The sequence below is a fragment of the Escherichia sp. KTE52 genome (genome assembly GCF_000408325.1).
GTDB lineage: Bacteria > Pseudomonadota > Gammaproteobacteria > Enterobacterales > Enterobacteriaceae > Escherichia > Escherichia marmotae.
In genome coordinates, this window is sequence record NZ_KE138680.1 from 842,739 (window position 1) to 858,849 (window position 16,111).

Genomic DNA, 16,111 nt, shown 5'->3' on the forward strand with positions numbered 1-16,111 from the left:
ATGAAAAAGATAACTATCACGCCAAGACCTTTTGTTGATAAAGGCAAAGTCTATATTGAAAAACTACAATCTGCAGGTTATGACGTTGAATGTAATGCCAGTGGAGGTCGATATAGCAAGGAAGAACTCATCGAGAAAATTAAATATGCAGATGCCATTATTACCGGCAACGATCCTTTAGACAGAGAAGTGATTGATCAGGCCAAAAACTTGAAGGTTATATCGAAATATGGTGTAGGGTTAGACAATATAGATGTCGATTACGCGAATAGAAAAGGCATCGTAGTGCACAAAGCTCTCAATGCCAATTCTATTTCCGTTGCAGAGATGGCCATCCTGATGATGCTCTCCAGTTGCCGAAAATATGTCGAAACCGAGAATCAAGCCAGAAATGGTCAGGATGTCAGGCTTGTCGGTCATGAGCTATATCAAAAAACGCTGGGATTAATTGGGCTTGGTGCAATTGGTCAGCATGTTGCCCATATTGCTCATTCTCTTGGAATGATTATCACCGCCTATGATCCCTATCTCGATAAAAATAAAGTTCCATCTTATATAGAGCTTAAATCACTGGATGATATTTATCATCATAGCGACATCCTTTCTCTACATTTGCCGTTACTGGATAATACTCGTAATCTGATCAACGAGACGGTATTCGATAAAATAAAACCCTCGGCCATTTTAATTAACACAGCAAGGGGGGGATTGGTTGATGAAGAATCTTTATATAGCGCACTTATTAATCAGAAAATAGCCTTTGCCAGCGAAGATATTGAGTTGAAGGAACGTTCAGCAAAAATTAAAGAACTAAAAAATTATTCTATTACACCTCATGCTGCTTCATTCACCAATGAGGCCGAGCATAACACCATGCAAATTTCTATTAAAAATGTCCTACAGGAACTGGAGAAAGAATAATGAAAGAGCTTAAAGGGATTATTACCGCAATGGTAACGCCTTTCGATGAAATGGAAAAAATGGACATTTCAGCAGCAAAAAAAATGGCACGTTGGTTAGTCGATAAAGGCGTACACGGCTTGTTTATTTGCGGAACGAACGGTGAGTTTCATTTGCTCTCCGATGACGAAAAAGTTGAACTAACAAAAGCCGTAGTTGAAGAAGTTGGCAATGAAGTGACTATTTGTGCAGGCGCGGGTTGCTGTAGCACAAAACAAACGATTGAATTAACAAAACGCTTAGTAGATGCAGGTGCCGATTACATTTCCGTTGTGACACCATACTACCTGGTGCCTAACCAGGAAGATTTATACCGCCACTATTATGATATTGCCTTAAGCACAACAGCCCCCATTATTCTTTATAACTTGCCGGGTCAGACAGGGTTGAGTATTGAATATGAAACGGCAAACCGTTTAGCCGATATTGAAAATATCGTAGCGATAAAAGATAGCAGTGGTAAATTTGAAGTTCAGAAACAATATCTGGAAATATCTAAACATAAAAACTTTAAGGTGTTAAATGGCTCAGACTCCTTAATGCTGGATGCATTTAAAGAAGGTTCTGTGGCTGCTGTTGCTGCAACGTCGAATGTTCTGCCTACTATTGAAGTCGATTTATATAACTACTTCATGGCCGGTGAACTGGATAAAGCACAGGAAGAGCGCAACAAGATGGATTCGCTACGCATGACCATTAAAAAAATGACTGCGCCTGCGGTAATGAAGGAAGCACTAAACCTGATGGGCGTGAAAGCCGGTATTACCCGTAGACCAATTCATATGCCAAACGACGCGATCGTCGAAGACATCAAGGAAATGCTAAAAGGCTATAAATTCCTGTAAATGATAAATGCCGGATGCACCTTATCCGGCAAGACAGCAGAAACAAAAACCCCCGGACTCGCTTCCAGGGGTTATCAGGTACAGCTCAACGCGTTGTGCAGTTACGCTTCAATAGCAGCGCGAAGTTTTTTCATCGCGTTCTTTTCAAGCTGACGCACACGCTCGGCGGAAACGCCGTAACGGTCAGCCAGTTCCTGCAACGTAGATTTGTTGTCTTCGTCAAGCCAGCGCGCGCGGATGATGTCCTGGCTACGTTCGTCCAGACCTTGCATCGCGTCGGTCAGACGGTTTGCCGCCTGCTCTTCCCAGTTATCATCTTCAATGCCGTCGGCAAAGTTAGATGATTTATCCTGCAGATAGAGCACCGGAGCCATCGGTTGGCTATCGGAATCGTCGTCGGAAGACATATCGAATGTCATGTCTTGTGCCGCCATACGCGATTCCATCTCACGCACGTCTTTGCTGGTAACGCCCAGTTCGCGAGCCACCATTTCGACTTCATCCTGATTAAACCAGCCCAGACGCTGCTTGGTTTTACGCAGGTTAAAGAACAGTTTGCGCTGTGCTTTGGTCGTCGCAACTTTAACGATACGCCAGTTACGCAGAACGTATTCGTGGATCTCTGCTTTGATCCAGTGGACGGCGAAGGAGACCAGGCGCACACCCACTTCCGGGTTGAAACGGCGCACTGCTTTCATCAGGCCGATGTTACCTTCCTGAATCAAATCCGCCTGTGGCAGGCCATAGCCCGCATAATTACGAGCAATATGAACAACAAACCGCAGGTGAGACAGGATCAGCGTTTTAGCTGCTTCCAGATCGCCATGGTAATGCAGCTTTTCAGCCAGCGCCCGCTCCTCGTCAGCCGACAACATCGGCCACGCGTTAGCTGCCCGGATGTAGGAATCCAGGTTGCCAACAGGGGCTAAAGCTAAACTTTGCATTTTGTCAGTCATTCAAATCCTCTCAATCGATATCTTCTGGCGCCTCAGTGGTAGCAACAACTGTGCCAGAGCTTAAGAGCAACGAGATTATCATTCACAGTTTTATCAGACCGTGATTTTATCCACAAGTTCAATGCTGGCTTGTGAATAAATTACGCACAAAATGTGACATAGAGATGAAATACCGGGAAGAGACAACGGGGTCTCTTTCCCTGCTACGGAACCCATTGCAGGGAAAGAGTATAGCACGCTTTTATTATTCCGGCGTAAAGTGGCGTAAATGCTGCACCGTGGCAAGCCACGCTGCCACCCAGCCAATCATCGAACACACCAGCAACAACAACAGGCATTCATCGAAAGATAACCCATTGATATCAAACTTCGTTCCGAATACCTGTGCCACTTCTGCAACCGCCGATGACAAACGTAGCACCAGGATTTCTGACAAAATTAATGACAGCAATGCGCCAGAAAATCCCAGCAGCGCACCACCGTACAGGAACGGGCGAAGGATGAAACCATCCGTCGCGCCAATCAGTTTCTGCACGTTTATAGAATCACGACGGGCAAAAATGCTCAGACGCACACTGTTGCCGATAACAAGGAACACTGCCGCCACCATCAGCACGCCGATCATTGCCGAAACACGCCCAACCAGCCCAGTCAGCGCGGTCAGACGGGCAAACCAGCTATCGTCCATTCGCACTTCATCAATGCCGTTAATCTGGGTAATACGGTCACGTAGCGTATTCAGTGACTCCGTACCCTGAAAATCGAGTTTCGGGATCACCACCGCTACTGCCGGAAGCGGGTTTTCCTCCAGCATATCCAGCGCACCGCCAAAACCAGACCAATTACGGAACTCGCCCAGCGCGTCTTCACGAGAAAGATAATTCACTTTCTCCACGCCCTGCTCGGCCTGTAGCTGCGCAACCACCCCCGCTGCGGCATCATCGTCCAGCGTTTTTTGCAGATAAACGGTGATTTGCGGTGACGGATAATATTGCGTCGCCGCATGGTTGACGTTTTTGTACACCATATAACAAACGCTGGGCAGCGTCAGGGAGATGGCGATCACCATCACCGTTAAAAACGTGGCGAACGGTTTGCTTTTTAGATCCTGCAAAGCACCGTGGAACGCATAGCGCACCTGTTCGTTGAAAACATTGGTTTTGCGATTCGCCGGTTTCGGTGATGACTTCGCTCGTTTCGGCGCGTTACGACCACCGTCGCCAGAGCCGCCGACCGATTTACGGAAGCGATCCAGACGTCCACCGAACTGGCGAATATTATTAATTGCATCGCGCTTATTCATGGGTCACGCCTCCATGCAAGTGACCATCGCTCAGAGTGAGCATGCGATAGGAACGCCGCGAAATCAGGTTAATATCGTGCGTTGCCATTAATACTGTTACTCCAACGCGGTTAAACTCTTCAAACAAACGTAAAATCCCTTCTGACAGCGCGTCGTCCAGGTTACCGGTCGGTTCATCCGCCAGCAGTACCGCAGGTTTGTTAACCACCGCACGGGCAATGCCAACGCGTTGTTGTTCACCGCCAGAAAGCTGAATAGGAAAGTTCTTCGCTTTGTCCAGTAGCCCGACTTTATCCAGCGCCGCCGATACACGGCGACGGATATCGTCACCACTGGCACCGGCGATAATCAGCGGGATCGCCACGTTATCGTAGACAGTACGATCCATCAGCAGATGGTGATCCTGGAAAATCATACCGATCTGGCGGCGCAGAAACGGAACTTCACGGTTTTTCAGACGCGTGATGTCATGGCCGCTAAACCAGATTTTCCCGGCGCTGGGCCGCTCAATCCCACAGATCAGCTTCAGGAGGGTACTTTTCCCTGCGCCGGAATGACCGGTCAGAAACGCCATCTCACCCGGCTGCATATGGAACGTCACGCCCTGCAGCGCCTGCCTCCCACCGAGATAAGCCTTGCTGACATGTTCAAAGCGAATCATTTTTAGTCCTCTCGGGCAAAAAGTGCCTCAATAAAGTCGTCCGCTTTAAACGGACGCAAATCCTCAATACGTTCGCCTACACCAATATAGCGGATAGGAATACCAAACTGGTCAGCCACCGAGAAAATTACCCCGCCTTTCGCCGTGCCGTCCAGTTTCGTCAGCGTGATACCGGTTAAGCCAACCGCTTCGTGGAACAGTTTGGCCTGGCTTACCGCATTCTGCCCGGTGCTGGCGTCGATAGTCAGCATAACTTCATGCGGAGCTTCAACGTCGAGTTTCTTCATCACGCGAACGATTTTCTTCAGCTCTTCCATCAGGTGCGATTTGTTCTGCAAACGTCCGGCGGTATCGGCAATCAGGACATCAACATTACGCGCCTTAGCGGCCTGAATGGCATCGAAGATAACAGAGGCGGAGTCCGCACCGGTATGCTGGGCAATCACCGGAATATTATTGCGCTGTCCCCAGACCTGAAGCTGCTCAACCGCTGCCGCACGGAAAGTATCGCCTGCCGCCAGCATTACCGACTTGCCCTGCTGCTCAAACTGACGCGCCAGCTTGCCGATGGTCGTGGTTTTACCCACACCGTTGACGCCCACCATCAGGATCACGAATGGTGTTTTGCCTTCGACATTCAGAGGCTCATCAACCTTCGCCAGAATCTCACCCATCTCTTCTTTCAGCAGGCCGTAAAGCGCCTCAGCATCGCGAAGCTGCTTGCGTGATGCGCCTTCTGTCAGATTGGTGATGATTTTGCGTGTGGTTTCCACGCCCACATCGGCAATCAAAAGCTGTTCTTCCAGCTCTTCAAACAGATCATCGTCGATTTTTTTCCCACGGAACAGGCTGATAAATCCGGAACCGAGGTTTTCTTTCGTTTTTAACAGGCTTCGCTTCAGGCGCGCGAAGAAACCTTCTTTGGTTGGTTTTTCCTGTTCCTGAGCGATTTCTTTAACCGGCTGATCTTCTTCTGCCGGAGTAACCACCATCACCGCCTCTTCTACCGCTTCGGCGGCCAGTGCCTGCGCTTCCAGCTCTTCGTCAGTGATTTCTTCTTGCGCCGCTTGTTCTTCCGCCGCGTCGACAATCTCCACGGTTTCCGCTTCTGCCTGCCATTCTTCTGGCGAAACTTCCTGGGCTTTGACTTCTTCCGGCAGCGGCAGTTCTTCACGCTCAATAGCCACCGGTTCCGGCGTGACTTCGGGTTCAACTACCGGCGCTGGCGCTTCTTCAACTATAGATTCCGGCTCTGCAATAACTTCCGGTTCGCTAACAGCTTCAGGCTGCACTTTCTCACTTTCGACAACCTGTTCGCTTACTTCCACCACTTCGGCAGCAAAAGTTTCCGCCCCGGCTTCAGTATGAACCTGCGGCTGCTCTTCAACAGCTTGTTCAGCTACTTTCGCAGGCTCTTCTGCCTGAACGATTTCTTCTACAACCTGTTGTTCATTTTGGACTTCTGTCTCTTTTTCCGGGGTCTGCTCTTTTTGACCAAAGCCCAGCCAGGAAAAAAAGCCACGTTTTTTTTCTTTCGCCATCTGCGACTATACTCCTCGCTGTTGCTTCATGGCACAGCGTTCACGCTATGTACATAGCAGCTAAAAAAATGATGAAATAGTCTATCACTTAACTTATTCCACATCACCGCCTGCAATTATGTGTTATCTGGCGGATTGAGCACTTTATCATGAAAAAACCGAATCATTCCGGCAGCGGTCAAATCCGCATTATTGGCGGGCAGTGGCGAGGCCGTAAACTCCCGGTTCCTGATAGCCCAGGTCTACGCCCCACTACTGATCGCGTACGTGAAACCTTGTTTAACTGGCTAGCGCCGATAATTGTTGATGCGCAATGTCTGGATTGCTTCGCAGGTAGCGGGGCTCTGGGGCTGGAAGCCTTGTCACGCTACGCTGCGGGAGCTACGCTGGTTGAGATGGATCGTGCAGTATCTCAGCAGTTAATCAAGAATCTGGCGACGCTGAAAGCAGGCAATGCGCGAGTCGTGAACACCAATGCGATGTCTTTTCTGATGCAAAAAGGAACGCCGCATAATATTGTGTTTGTTGACCCACCGTTCCGCCGTGGCTTGTTGGAAGAAACCATTAATTTACTGGAAAACAACGGCTGGCTGGCTGATGAAGCCTGGGTTTATGTTGAAAGTGAAGTAGAAAATGGCCTGCCCACCGTTCCGGCAAACTGGTCGTTGTATCGCGAAAAAGTGGCGGGTCAGGTCGCTTATCGGTTGTATCAGCGTGAAACACAAGGAGAAAGTGATGCTGATTAATATTGGACGTTTGTTAATGCTCTGCGTTTGGGGATTTTTAATCCTCAATCTTTTTCAACCATTCCCACGCCCGCTGAATATTTTCGTTAATGTCGCGCTGATTTTTACGGTTCTGATGCATGGTATGCAACTGGCGCTGTTGAAATCGACCTTACCGAAAGATGGCCCACAGATGACCACTGCCGAAAAGGTGCGTATTTTCCTTTTCGGCGTGTTTGAACTGCTGGTCTGGCAGAAGAAATTTAAAGTTAAAAAATAACCTTATTGCTCGCCAACAAAGCTGACAAAACGCGTTCCTTTAAAGCTCAACGTACCTTTATCACCCACCGTCAGGGCATGGTACTGTTGAGCGTCAAGACGGAACGTCTGCTCCAGTCCGCCGCTTTGCGGTTTGAAACTCGCCTCATAACGCAGACTGGTGCCAGCCGGTATCACTTCCTGCTGACGCGAACGACGATCGTTAATCGGTGTTTCTCGCTTATTGCTCACCACCACCAGTTGTTGCTGGAGCGGTGCCATATCATTATCAGCTTTTTCCCGTCGCTGCTGCATAAAGCGAAACGATGCGGCGACAATGATTAAGCCAATGATAACAATAAAGAAAAGAGGTGCCTTGCTCATCTTTATCCCTCATCGGAAAATGCGGAAATAAGCATACCCTGCCAGTTATGGTGTTGTCATCCGTCCACCCTCGCCACTAAACTGGAAGCAAGACTGTAGGCATTCCGCTTACGAAAAAATAACGAATTCAAGGAACTAAGATGCTTTGGTCGTTTATCGCTGTCTGTCTTTCCGCATGGCTATCTGTGGATGCATCGTACCGTGGGCCAACCTGGCAACGCTGGCTATTTAAACCGTTAACCCTTCTTCTCCTGCTATTGCTGGCCTGGCAGGCACCAATGTTCGACGCGATTAGTTATCTGGTGCTGGCGGGGCTGTGTGCGTCACTGCTGGGTGATGCGTTAACCCTGTTACCACGCCAGCGTCTGATGTACGCCATCGGCGCGTTTTTCCTCTCACACCTGCTGTACACCATCTATTTCGCCAGCCAGATGACGCTCTCCTTCTTCTGGCCGTTGCCGCTGGTACTGCTGGTGCTGGGCGCGCTATTACTGGCCATTATCTGGACGCGTCTGGAAGAGTTCCGTTGGCCTGTCTGTACTTTTGTCGGTATGACGCTGGTAATGGTGTGGCTGGCAGGTGAGCTGTGGTTCTTCCGCCCGACCGCTCCCGCACTCTCTGCTTTTATGGGCGCTGCACTGCTGTTCATCAGTAACTTTGTCTGGCTGGGTAGTCACTATCGCCGCCGCTTCCGTGCGGATAACGCCATTGCAGCGGCTTGCTATTTTGCCGGTCACTTCCTCATCGTCCGCTCACTGTATCTCTGATAAAACTTGACTCTGGAGTCGACTCCAGAGTGTATCCTTCGGTTAATGAGAAAAAACTTAACCGGAGGATGCCATGTCGACTCCTGACAATCACGGCAAAAAAGCCCCTCAATTTGCCGCGTTCAAACCGCTAACCACGGCACAGAACGCCAACGACTGTTGCTGCGACGGTGCATGTTCCAGCACGCCAACACTCTCTGAAAAAGTCTCCGGCACTCGCTATAGCTGGAAAGTCAGCGGCATGGACTGTGCCGCCTGTGCGCGCAAAGTAGAAAATGCCGTGCGCCAGCTTTCTGGCGTGAATCAGGTACAGGTGTTATTCGCTACCGAAAAACTGGTGGTTGATGCCGACAATGACATCCGTGCGCAAGTTGAATCGGCGGTGCAAAAAGCGGGCTATTCCCTGCGCGATGAACAGGCCGCCGAAGAGCCAAAAGAATCACGCCTGAAAGAGAATCTACCGCTGATTACGCTCATTGTGATGATGGCGATCAGTTGGGGACTGGAGCAATTTAATCATCCGTTCGGCCAACTGGCGTTTATCGCCACCACGTTGGTTGGGCTGTACCCGATTGCTCGCCAGGCGTTGCGCTTAATTAAATCCGGCAGCTATTTTGCTATTGAAACGTTAATGAGCGTAGCCGCCATCGGCGCGCTGTTTATTGGCGCAACGGCAGAAGCCGCGATGGTATTGCTGCTGTTTTTGATTGGTGAACGGCTGGAAGGTTGGGCCGCCAGCCGCGCACGTCAGGGCGTCAGCGCATTAATGGCGTTGAAACCAGAAACCGCCACGCGCCTGCGTAACGGCGAACGTGAAGAAGTGGCGATTAACAGCCTGCGCCCTGGCGACGTGATTGAAGTTGCTGCGGGCGGGCGTTTACCTGCCGACGGTAAACTGCTCTCACCATTTGCCAGTTTTGATGAAAGCGCCCTTACCGGCGAATCCATCCCTGTGGAACGCACAACAGGCGATAAAGTCCCTGCAGGTGCCACCAGCGTCGACCGACTGGTTACACTGGAAGTGCTATCAGAACCGGGTGCCAGCGCCATTGACCGCATTCTGAAACTGATCGAAGAGGCCGAAGAGCGCCGCGCACCGATTGAGCGATTTATCGACCGTTTCAGCCGTATTTACACGCCTGCGATTATGGCCGTCGCCCTGCTGGTGACGCTGGTGCCACCGCTGCTGTTTGCTGCAAGCTGGCAGGAGTGGATTTATAAAGGGCTGACATTGTTACTGATTGGCTGCCCGTGTGCGTTAGTTATCTCCACGCCTGCGGCGATTACCTCCGGGCTGGCAGCAGCGGCGCGTCGTGGGGCGTTAATTAAAGGCGGCGCGGCGCTGGAGCAGTTAGGTCGTGTTACCCAGGTGGCGTTTGATAAAACCGGTACGCTAACCGTCGGTAAACCGCGCGTTACCGCGATGCATCCGGCAACCGGTGTTAGCGAATCTGAACTCCTGGCGCTGGCGGCAGCGGTGGAGCAAGGGGCAACACATCCACTGGCGCAGGCCATAGTTCGTGAAGCGCAAGTTGCCGCACTCAGCATTCCTGGCGCAGAGTCACAGCGAGCACTGGTCGGCTCTGGCATTGAAGCGCTGGTCAACGGCGATCGGGTGCTGATATGCGCCGCAGGGAAACATCCTGCCGAAGCATTCGCTGGTTTGATTAACGAACTGGAAAGCGCCGGACAAACGGTAGTGCTGGTGGTGCGTAACGATGACGTGCTTGGTGTGATTGCGTTGCAGGATACGCTACGCGCCGACGCCGCAACTGCCATCAGTGAACTAAACGCACTGGGCGTTAAAGGGGTGATCCTCACCGGCGATAATCCGCGTGCAGCGGCAGCCATTGCCGGTGAACTGGGGCTGGAGTTTAAAGCTGGATTACTGCCGGAAGATAAAGTCAAAGCCGTGACCGAGTTGAATCAACATGCGCCACTGGCGATGGTGGGCGACGGTATTAACGACGCACCAGCCATGAAAGCCGCAGCCATTGGGATTGCAATGGGTAGCGGCACAGACGTGGCGCTGGAAACCGCCGATGCAGCGTTAACGCATAACCATCTGCGTGGTCTGGTGCAGATGATTGAACTGGCACGCGCGACTCACGCCAATATCCGCCAGAACATCACTATTGCGCTAGGGCTGAAAGGGATCTTCCTCGTCACTACACTCTTGGGTATGACCGGCCTGTGGCTTGCGGTGCTGGCAGATACGGGGGCGACGGTGCTGGTAACGGCGAATGCGTTGCGGTTGTTACGCAGGAAGTAAAGGTGTTGCCTGATAGCCTCTGGCTATCAGGCTTAACGCTGGGGCGGGAACGGCGGCATAGTCAGGAAAGCGTAATATAGCGCTAACATCAGAATGACGGAGATAACACTGAATGCAGCAACCAGGCGAGATGCTAATGATGGCCTTTTGAACATCAACCACAGAGCATAAGCAAGCCCGACGCCGTTGAGTAAAGGTAAAAATATCATTAGCCAGAGCCAACCCCATGCAAGTACCCCCAGCCATCCCCCACGACGATAAAAACAGGGAGCTGCCAATTGGGGGCGAATATCGCGAGCAATCCCAGCAATCCCAGACAAACTGGAATTAAATAATCCATTTGTGCATTCCATTACACTTGCTTGCCGGATGCGGCGTAAACGCCTTATCCGGCCTACACAGAGCATCGAACTCGTAGGCATGATAAGACGCGACAGCGTCGCATCAGGCATTGTGCACCATATCGCCAGATGCAGCTTAAACGCTTTATTCGTTCTACAAGCCGGTTGCAAGCCGCAAAATTGAGCGCGATCGCCCCCCTCGCCCCTCTGGGGTGAGGGTTAAGGTGAGAGGAAAAGGCGGCATCGAAGCCAATCTGCCCCCATCAGCCACCTTTGCGAATCAAATAACGATAAGGCAGTCCGTCCGTCTCTTTGGCCACCAGTTCGTGTTCCATAAAGGTACAAAACCCAGGAATATCGCGGGTCGTGGCCGGATCATCGGCAATAATCAGCAACGTTTCGCCAGGCTGCATATTACGCACGGTTTTACGCACCATCATCACCGGTTCCGGGCAGCGCAGGCCTAGTGCGTCAAGTGTGTGGTCAGGGCTGGAAAAGAGATCGGTCATTTTCTTCTCGTCACATAAAAAAACGGCGCTAGTTTACGCCCCGCGAGTCCGTAAGCAAACCAGGTTAACGATTGCGTGAAAATTAACCATTGCATTGTTAACACAAAGCAGTATCATGCGGCGGCTCGAAAAAAGGGTAAGCACGTTATTATCTCACTATAAAATAACGTGCCGTACGTATTGGGTTCCCTCACCCCAATGGTTAATCAAAAAGGTACAATATGAACGCTTTCTCGCAAACTCAACGCTATAAAGCGTTGTTCTGGTTATCGTTATTTCATCTACTGGTGATCACCTCCAGTAACTATCTGGTACAGCTTCCGGTCTCTATTTTCGGTTTTCATACCACCTGGGGCGCGTTTAGCTTTCCGTTTATTTTTCTTGCTACCGACCTGACCGTGCGTATTTTTGGCGCGCCGCTGGCTCGTCGTATCATCTTTGCGGTGATGATCCCCGCGTTGCTGATCTCCTACGTCATCTCGTCGCTGTTTTATATGGGTTCATGGCAGGGATTCGGCGCTCTCGCCCACTTCAACCTGTTTGTCGCCCGTATCGCTACCGCCAGCTTTATGGCCTACGCGCTGGGACAGATCCTCGACGTACACGTCTTTAACCGTCTGCGTCAGAGTCGTCGTTGGTGGCTGGCACCGACGGCTTCCACACTTTTCGGTAACGTCAGCGACACATTGGCCTTCTTCTTTATTGCTTTCTGGCGCAGTCCGGATGCCTTTATGGCCGAACACTGGATGGAAATCGCGCTGGTTGATTACTGTTTCAAAGTGTTAATTAGCATCGTTTTCTTCCTGCCAATGTATGGCGTATTACTCAATATGCTATTGAAAAGACTGGCAGATAAATCCGAAATCAACGCTTTGCAGGCCAGTTAAAGGTTCGTTATCAGACTTGTGATAAGATGGATGAATGAGCCGTTATGGCCGTTTATCAAAAGGAAGATGTCAATGCGCAATCTGGTTAAATATGTCGGAATTGGCCTGCTGGTTATGGGGCTTGCGGCCTGTGATGATAAAGACACTAACGCTACAGCGGAAAGCACAGTCGCGGAAAGTAACGCTACCGCGAATACCGTCAACCTGCTTGATGGCAAGTTAAGCTTCTCGCTGCCAGCAGATATGACCGACCAGAGCGGTAAGCTGGGAACACAGGCCAATAACATGCACGTCTGGTCCGACGCCACTGGGCAGAAAGCAGTGATTATTATTATGGGCGATGATCCGAAAGAAGACCTGGCTGTGCTGGCGAAGCGTCTGGAAGATCAGCAACGTAGCCGCGATCCACAACTGCAAGTGGTGACTAACAAAGCCATTGAGCTGAAAGGTCACAAAATGCAGCAGTTAGACAGCATCATCTCCGCTAAAGGCCAGACGGCGTACTCTTCCGTCATTCTGGGTAACGTGGGAAATCAAATGCTGACGATGCAAATCACGCTGCCTGCTGACGATCAGCAAAAAGCGCAGACCACCGCAGAAAACATCATTAATACACTGGTGATTCAGTAATTTTAAGATGATGAAACGGCCTCCGGTACTTGCTCCGGAGGCCGTTTTTTTAATCGCCACGTCAGCAATAACGCGATTGCTACCAATCCCGCCGCCGCCAGATAAATCACTGGCACACCTGCCCAACTCATCACCAGCCCAGCCAGCGGCCCGGTCACGCCCAGCGATAAATCCATAAACACAGTATAGGTTGCCAGCGCCGCCCCCTGATTCTGCTGAGGCACCGCTTTTACCGCCACCACGCCCAACGCCGGGAACACCAGCGAAAATCCCGCCCCCGCCAGTAGGACGCCGATTTTCGCCATCCACGGCATGGTCGCCACGCCAACCAATAGCAGGCCGATAATCTCAACGCTAAAGCAGATCATCGCCACGTTTAAGCCGCCAATACGATTAATACCGTTAGGGAATAACAGCCGCGTACCGACAAATGCACAGCTAAACAGCGTCAGCGCGAAAGCTGCGCCGTCCCAACCTTTAGCGTCATAAAACAGTGTGATAAAAGTGGCGATGACACCAAATCCGGCGGAAGCTAACGCCAGTGCCATGCCGTATAGCCAGACGCGCCCAAGCACCGCGCGAAACGGCAGCGGCTTGCCTTTGTTGGCTTTCACTGAAGGACGCGGGATCGCCAACAGAATTGCCACCAGTGCCACGCCCATAATGATTAACGCCAGCGCCTGCAAACCGCCCCAGTGATAAAACAGCACGCCCAACGGCGCGCCCATAGCCATCGCCCCGTAAGTGACAATGCCGTTCCAGGAAATGACTCGACCGATATGCAGCGAACCAACCACGCCAACGCCCCACAGTGTCGAGCCGGTTCCGGCAAAACTTTGTCCAATACCGAGAATTACACGCCCCAGACACAGTAATAACAGGCTGATGACGGGCAGACTGGCGGTTAATCCTGCCGTCAGATACCCCAGACCACTCAAAAAGCAGCCGCACAGACCAAAGATGACTATCTTTTTTGGCCCCAGCAAATCGGCGTAACGGCCGGCATGAGGACGACTCAGCAAGGTGGCGAAATATTGCAGGCTGATAACCAGCCCCGCCCAGAAGGCGCTAAAACCCATCACATCATGGACATAGCCCGGCAATACAGCGAGCGGCAACCCGATGGTAAGGTAGCTGGCGAAGTTAAACATGACAATGGAGACAATGCGCAAATTCAGGCGCAATCCGTTAAATGCCGGTTCGGCAACGGGTTCGGGCATGAGGATCACCACGTTTTTACAACAGTGTTTCATTTTTACCACGTGCTGACGTGGAAATCAGCAGTAAGAATCAGAATATTGCTGGCGTGACTCCCGCTACACTTAATACAAAAAGTCACAAGGAAGCCCCAATGGAAACCCCTCAACCCGATAAAACGGGTATGCACATCCTGCTGAAGCTGGCCTCACTGGTGGTGATCCTCGCGGGTATTCACGCAGCAGCAGATATCATAGTGCAACTGTTGCTGGCGCTGTTTTTCGCCATTGTCCTCAACCCGCTGGTCACCTGGTTTATTCGTCGCGGAGTCCAGCGTCCCGTTGCCATTACGATTGTGGTGGTAGTAATGCTGATCGCACTTACCGCGCTGGTCGGCGTGCTGGCGGCATCGTTTAACGAATTTATCTCCATGTTGCCGAAATTTAACAAGGAACTGACGCGTAAACTCTTTAAATTACAAGAAATGTTGCCATTTCTTAATCTGCATATGTCGCCGGAACGGATGCTTCAGCGGATGGACTCAGAAAAACTCGTAACATTCACCACTGCGCTAATGACCGGACTTTCCGGGGCAATGGCGAGCGTGCTTTTGCTGGTGATGACCGTGGTTTTCATGCTGTTTGAAGTGCGCCACGTGCCTTACAAAATGCGCTTTGCGCTGAATAACCCACAGATTCACATCGCGGGATTACACCGCGCACTTAAAGGCGTTTCGCATTATCTGGCCTTGAAGACGCTGTTAAGTTTATGGACGGGCGTGATCGTCTGGTTAGGGCTGGCGCTGCTGGACGTACAGTTTGCACTGATGTGGGCAGTTCTGGCGTTTTTGCTCAACTACGTGCCCAATATCGGCGCGGTGATCTCCGCCGTGCCGCCGATGATTCAAGTGCTGCTGTTTAATGGCGTTTACGAATGCATCCTGGTCGGCGCACTGTTTTTAATCGTCCATATGATCATCGGCAATATTTTAGAACCACGGATGATGGGCCATCGCCTTGGAATGTCCACCATGGTGGTGTTTCTTTCATTGTTAGTCTGGGGATGGCTGCTCGGCCCGATTGGCATGCTACTTTCAGTACCACTAACCAGCGTGTGTAAAATCTGGATGGAAACCACGAAGGGCGGCAGCAAACTGGCGATTTTACTGGGACCAGGCAGACCGAAAAGTCGGTTACCGGGATGAGGCGACAAGTGATACGATACGCACTTTCCATCATAATTAAACGTTGGCCCTGATATGTATCGGATAGTTCTGGGGAAAGTTTCGACCTTAAGCGCAGCTCCACTGCCACCGGCTTTGCGCGATCAAGCACCGCAAGGCCCACGGCGAGAACGCTGGCTGGCGGGGCGTGCATTGCTTTCGCACACGCTTTCTCCACTACCGGACATCATCTACGGTGAACAAGGGAAACCCGCCTTCCCCCCGGAAACGCCGCTCTGGTTCAACTTAAGTCATAGCGGTGACGATATCGCCCTGCTGTTGAGCGATGAAGGTGAAGTCGGCTGTGATATCGAAGTGATTCGCCCGCGCGCCAACTGGCGTTGGCTGGCGAACGCGGTGTTCAGCCTCGGAGAACATGCCGAAATGGACGCTGTGCATCCTGACCAACAACTGGAAGTGTTCTGGCGTATCTGGACACGCAAAGAAGCCATCGTTAAACAGCGTGGCGGCAGCGCCTGGCAAATCGTCAGCGTAGACAGCACCTACCAGTCATCGCTGTCAGTCAGCCATTGCCAGCTCGACAATTTAAGCCTGGCAATCTGCACCCCTACTCCCTTTACGCTCACCGCCGACAGTGTGCAATGGTTCGATTCACTTAACTGATCCGCCCGTCCGACTGCCTATCTCTTGAT

General features: G+C 51.2%; 17 protein-coding genes and 1 pseudogene. 10 read left to right on the forward strand and 8 right to left on the reverse strand.

The window, feature by feature from the left end; all coding sequences use genetic code 11:
* Together A1SC_RS07550 and dapA are read left to right on the forward strand one after the other, a co-directional pair.
* On the forward strand, positions 1–921 hold the full coding sequence (locus tag A1SC_RS07550) for a phosphoglycerate dehydrogenase (RefSeq protein WP_016262633.1): 921 nt from the start codon (positions 1–3) through the stop codon (positions 919–921).
* Entirely contained in the window at positions 921–1,805 is an 885-nt protein-coding gene (gene dapA / locus A1SC_RS07545; RefSeq protein WP_000661258.1) for a 4-hydroxy-tetrahydrodipicolinate synthase, read from the forward strand. Before A1SC_RS07550 ends, dapA begins: the two co-directional genes overlap by 1 nt.
* Positions 1,806–1,906: 101 nt before the next feature.
* Here dapA and rpoH read toward each other — a convergent pair whose 3' ends face one another.
* The 4 genes from rpoH to ftsY all read right to left on the reverse strand — a co-directional run bounded on the left by rpoH (position 1,907) and on the right by ftsY (position 6,266).
* Complete coding sequence (gene rpoH, locus A1SC_RS07540) at positions 1,907–2,761, reverse strand: RNA polymerase sigma factor RpoH (RefSeq protein ID WP_000130220.1); 855 nt, start codon at positions 2,759–2,761, stop codon at positions 1,907–1,909.
* Between the two features lie 244 nt (positions 2,762–3,005).
* On the reverse strand, positions 3,006–4,064 hold the full coding sequence (gene ftsX, locus A1SC_RS07535) for a permease-like cell division protein FtsX (RefSeq protein ID WP_001042022.1): 1,059 nt from the start codon (positions 4,062–4,064) through the stop codon (positions 3,006–3,008).
* Positions 4,057–4,725: a cell division ATP-binding protein FtsE gene (gene ftsE / locus A1SC_RS07530; protein ID WP_000617724.1), complete on the reverse strand. Its 669-nt coding sequence runs from the start codon at positions 4,723–4,725 to the stop codon at positions 4,057–4,059. The genes ftsX and ftsE overlap by 8 nt, the downstream gene beginning before the upstream one ends.
* A gap of 2 nt (positions 4,726–4,727) precedes the next feature.
* Positions 4,728–6,266: a signal recognition particle-docking protein FtsY gene (gene ftsY / locus A1SC_RS07525; protein ID WP_001040682.1), complete on the reverse strand. Its 1,539-nt coding sequence runs from the start codon at positions 6,264–6,266 to the stop codon at positions 4,728–4,730.
* 149 nt (positions 6,267–6,415) lie between these two features.
* On the opposite strand from ftsY, the gene rsmD reads away from it, so the two are divergent.
* Both rsmD and A1SC_RS07515 read left to right on the forward strand, forming a co-directional pair.
* Positions 6,416–7,012, forward strand: coding sequence for a 16S rRNA (guanine(966)-N(2))-methyltransferase (gene rsmD, locus A1SC_RS07520; protein ID WP_000743180.1), 597 nt, complete (start codon positions 6,416–6,418; stop codon positions 7,010–7,012).
* Entirely contained in the window at positions 7,002–7,271 is a 270-nt protein-coding gene (locus A1SC_RS07515) for a DUF1145 family protein (RefSeq protein WP_001517271.1), read from the forward strand. Before rsmD ends, A1SC_RS07515 begins: the two co-directional genes overlap by 11 nt.
* 2 nt (positions 7,272–7,273) lie before the next feature.
* On the opposite strand, the gene A1SC_RS07510 is transcribed toward A1SC_RS07515, so the two are convergent.
* A complete protein-coding gene (locus A1SC_RS07510) occupies positions 7,274–7,633 on the reverse strand; it encodes a DUF2500 domain-containing protein (protein WP_000030471.1) in 360 nt (119 codons plus the stop codon).
* A 140-nt stretch (positions 7,634–7,773) separates the two neighbouring features.
* On the opposite strand from A1SC_RS07510, the gene A1SC_RS07505 reads away from it, so the two are divergent.
* Together A1SC_RS07505 and zntA are read left to right on the forward strand one after the other, a co-directional pair.
* Positions 7,774–8,400, forward strand: coding sequence for a lysoplasmalogenase (locus tag A1SC_RS07505; protein WP_000964706.1), 627 nt, complete (start codon positions 7,774–7,776; stop codon positions 8,398–8,400).
* A 73-nt stretch (positions 8,401–8,473) separates the two neighbouring features.
* Positions 8,474–10,672: a Zn(II)/Cd(II)/Pb(II) translocating P-type ATPase ZntA gene (zntA, locus tag A1SC_RS07500; protein WP_000106513.1), complete on the forward strand. Its 2,199-nt coding sequence runs from the start codon at positions 8,474–8,476 to the stop codon at positions 10,670–10,672.
* Between the two features lie 32 nt (positions 10,673–10,704).
* Here the strand turns inward: zntA and A1SC_RS0122180 are convergent.
* Together A1SC_RS0122180 and tusA are read right to left on the reverse strand one after the other, a co-directional pair.
* A pseudogene (locus tag A1SC_RS0122180) lies at positions 10,705–11,012 on the reverse strand (hypothetical protein).
* Positions 11,013–11,276: 264 nt separating this feature from the next.
* Positions 11,277–11,522 (reverse strand): sulfurtransferase TusA, encoded by a 246-nt coding sequence (gene tusA / locus A1SC_RS07495; protein ID WP_000130621.1) that lies wholly within the window; start codon positions 11,520–11,522, stop codon positions 11,277–11,279.
* A 221-nt stretch (positions 11,523–11,743) separates the two neighbouring features.
* Between tusA and A1SC_RS07490 the strand changes: the two genes are divergently transcribed.
* Together A1SC_RS07490 and dcrB are read left to right on the forward strand one after the other, a co-directional pair.
* The gene (locus A1SC_RS07490) at positions 11,744–12,409 is read left to right on the forward strand and encodes a 7-cyano-7-deazaguanine/7-aminomethyl-7-deazaguanine transporter (RefSeq protein ID WP_000991081.1); all 666 of its coding nucleotides are present in this window, start codon (positions 11,744–11,746) and stop codon (positions 12,407–12,409) included.
* 72 nt (positions 12,410–12,481) lie between these two features.
* Positions 12,482–13,039 (forward strand): phage sensitivity protein DcrB, encoded by a 558-nt coding sequence (dcrB, locus tag A1SC_RS07485; RefSeq protein WP_001245289.1) that lies wholly within the window; start codon positions 12,482–12,484, stop codon positions 13,037–13,039.
* 2 nt (positions 13,040–13,041) lie between these two features.
* On the opposite strand, the gene A1SC_RS07480 is transcribed toward dcrB, so the two are convergent.
* Positions 13,042–14,292, reverse strand: a complete 1,251-nt coding sequence (locus A1SC_RS07480; protein WP_001517276.1) for an MFS transporter — start codon at positions 14,290–14,292, stop codon at positions 13,042–13,044.
* A gap of 98 nt (positions 14,293–14,390) precedes the next feature.
* Here A1SC_RS07480 and A1SC_RS07475 point away from each other — a divergent pair, with 98 nt between their 5' ends.
* Positions 14,391–15,440: an AI-2E family transporter gene (locus tag A1SC_RS07475; protein ID WP_001517277.1), complete on the forward strand. Its 1,050-nt coding sequence runs from the start codon at positions 14,391–14,393 to the stop codon at positions 15,438–15,440.
* A gap of 54 nt (positions 15,441–15,494) precedes the next feature.
* On the forward strand, positions 15,495–16,082 hold the full coding sequence (gene acpT / locus A1SC_RS07470; protein WP_016262634.1) for a 4'-phosphopantetheinyl transferase AcpT: 588 nt from the start codon (positions 15,495–15,497) through the stop codon (positions 16,080–16,082).
* Positions 16,083–16,111 lie beyond the last annotated feature (29 nt).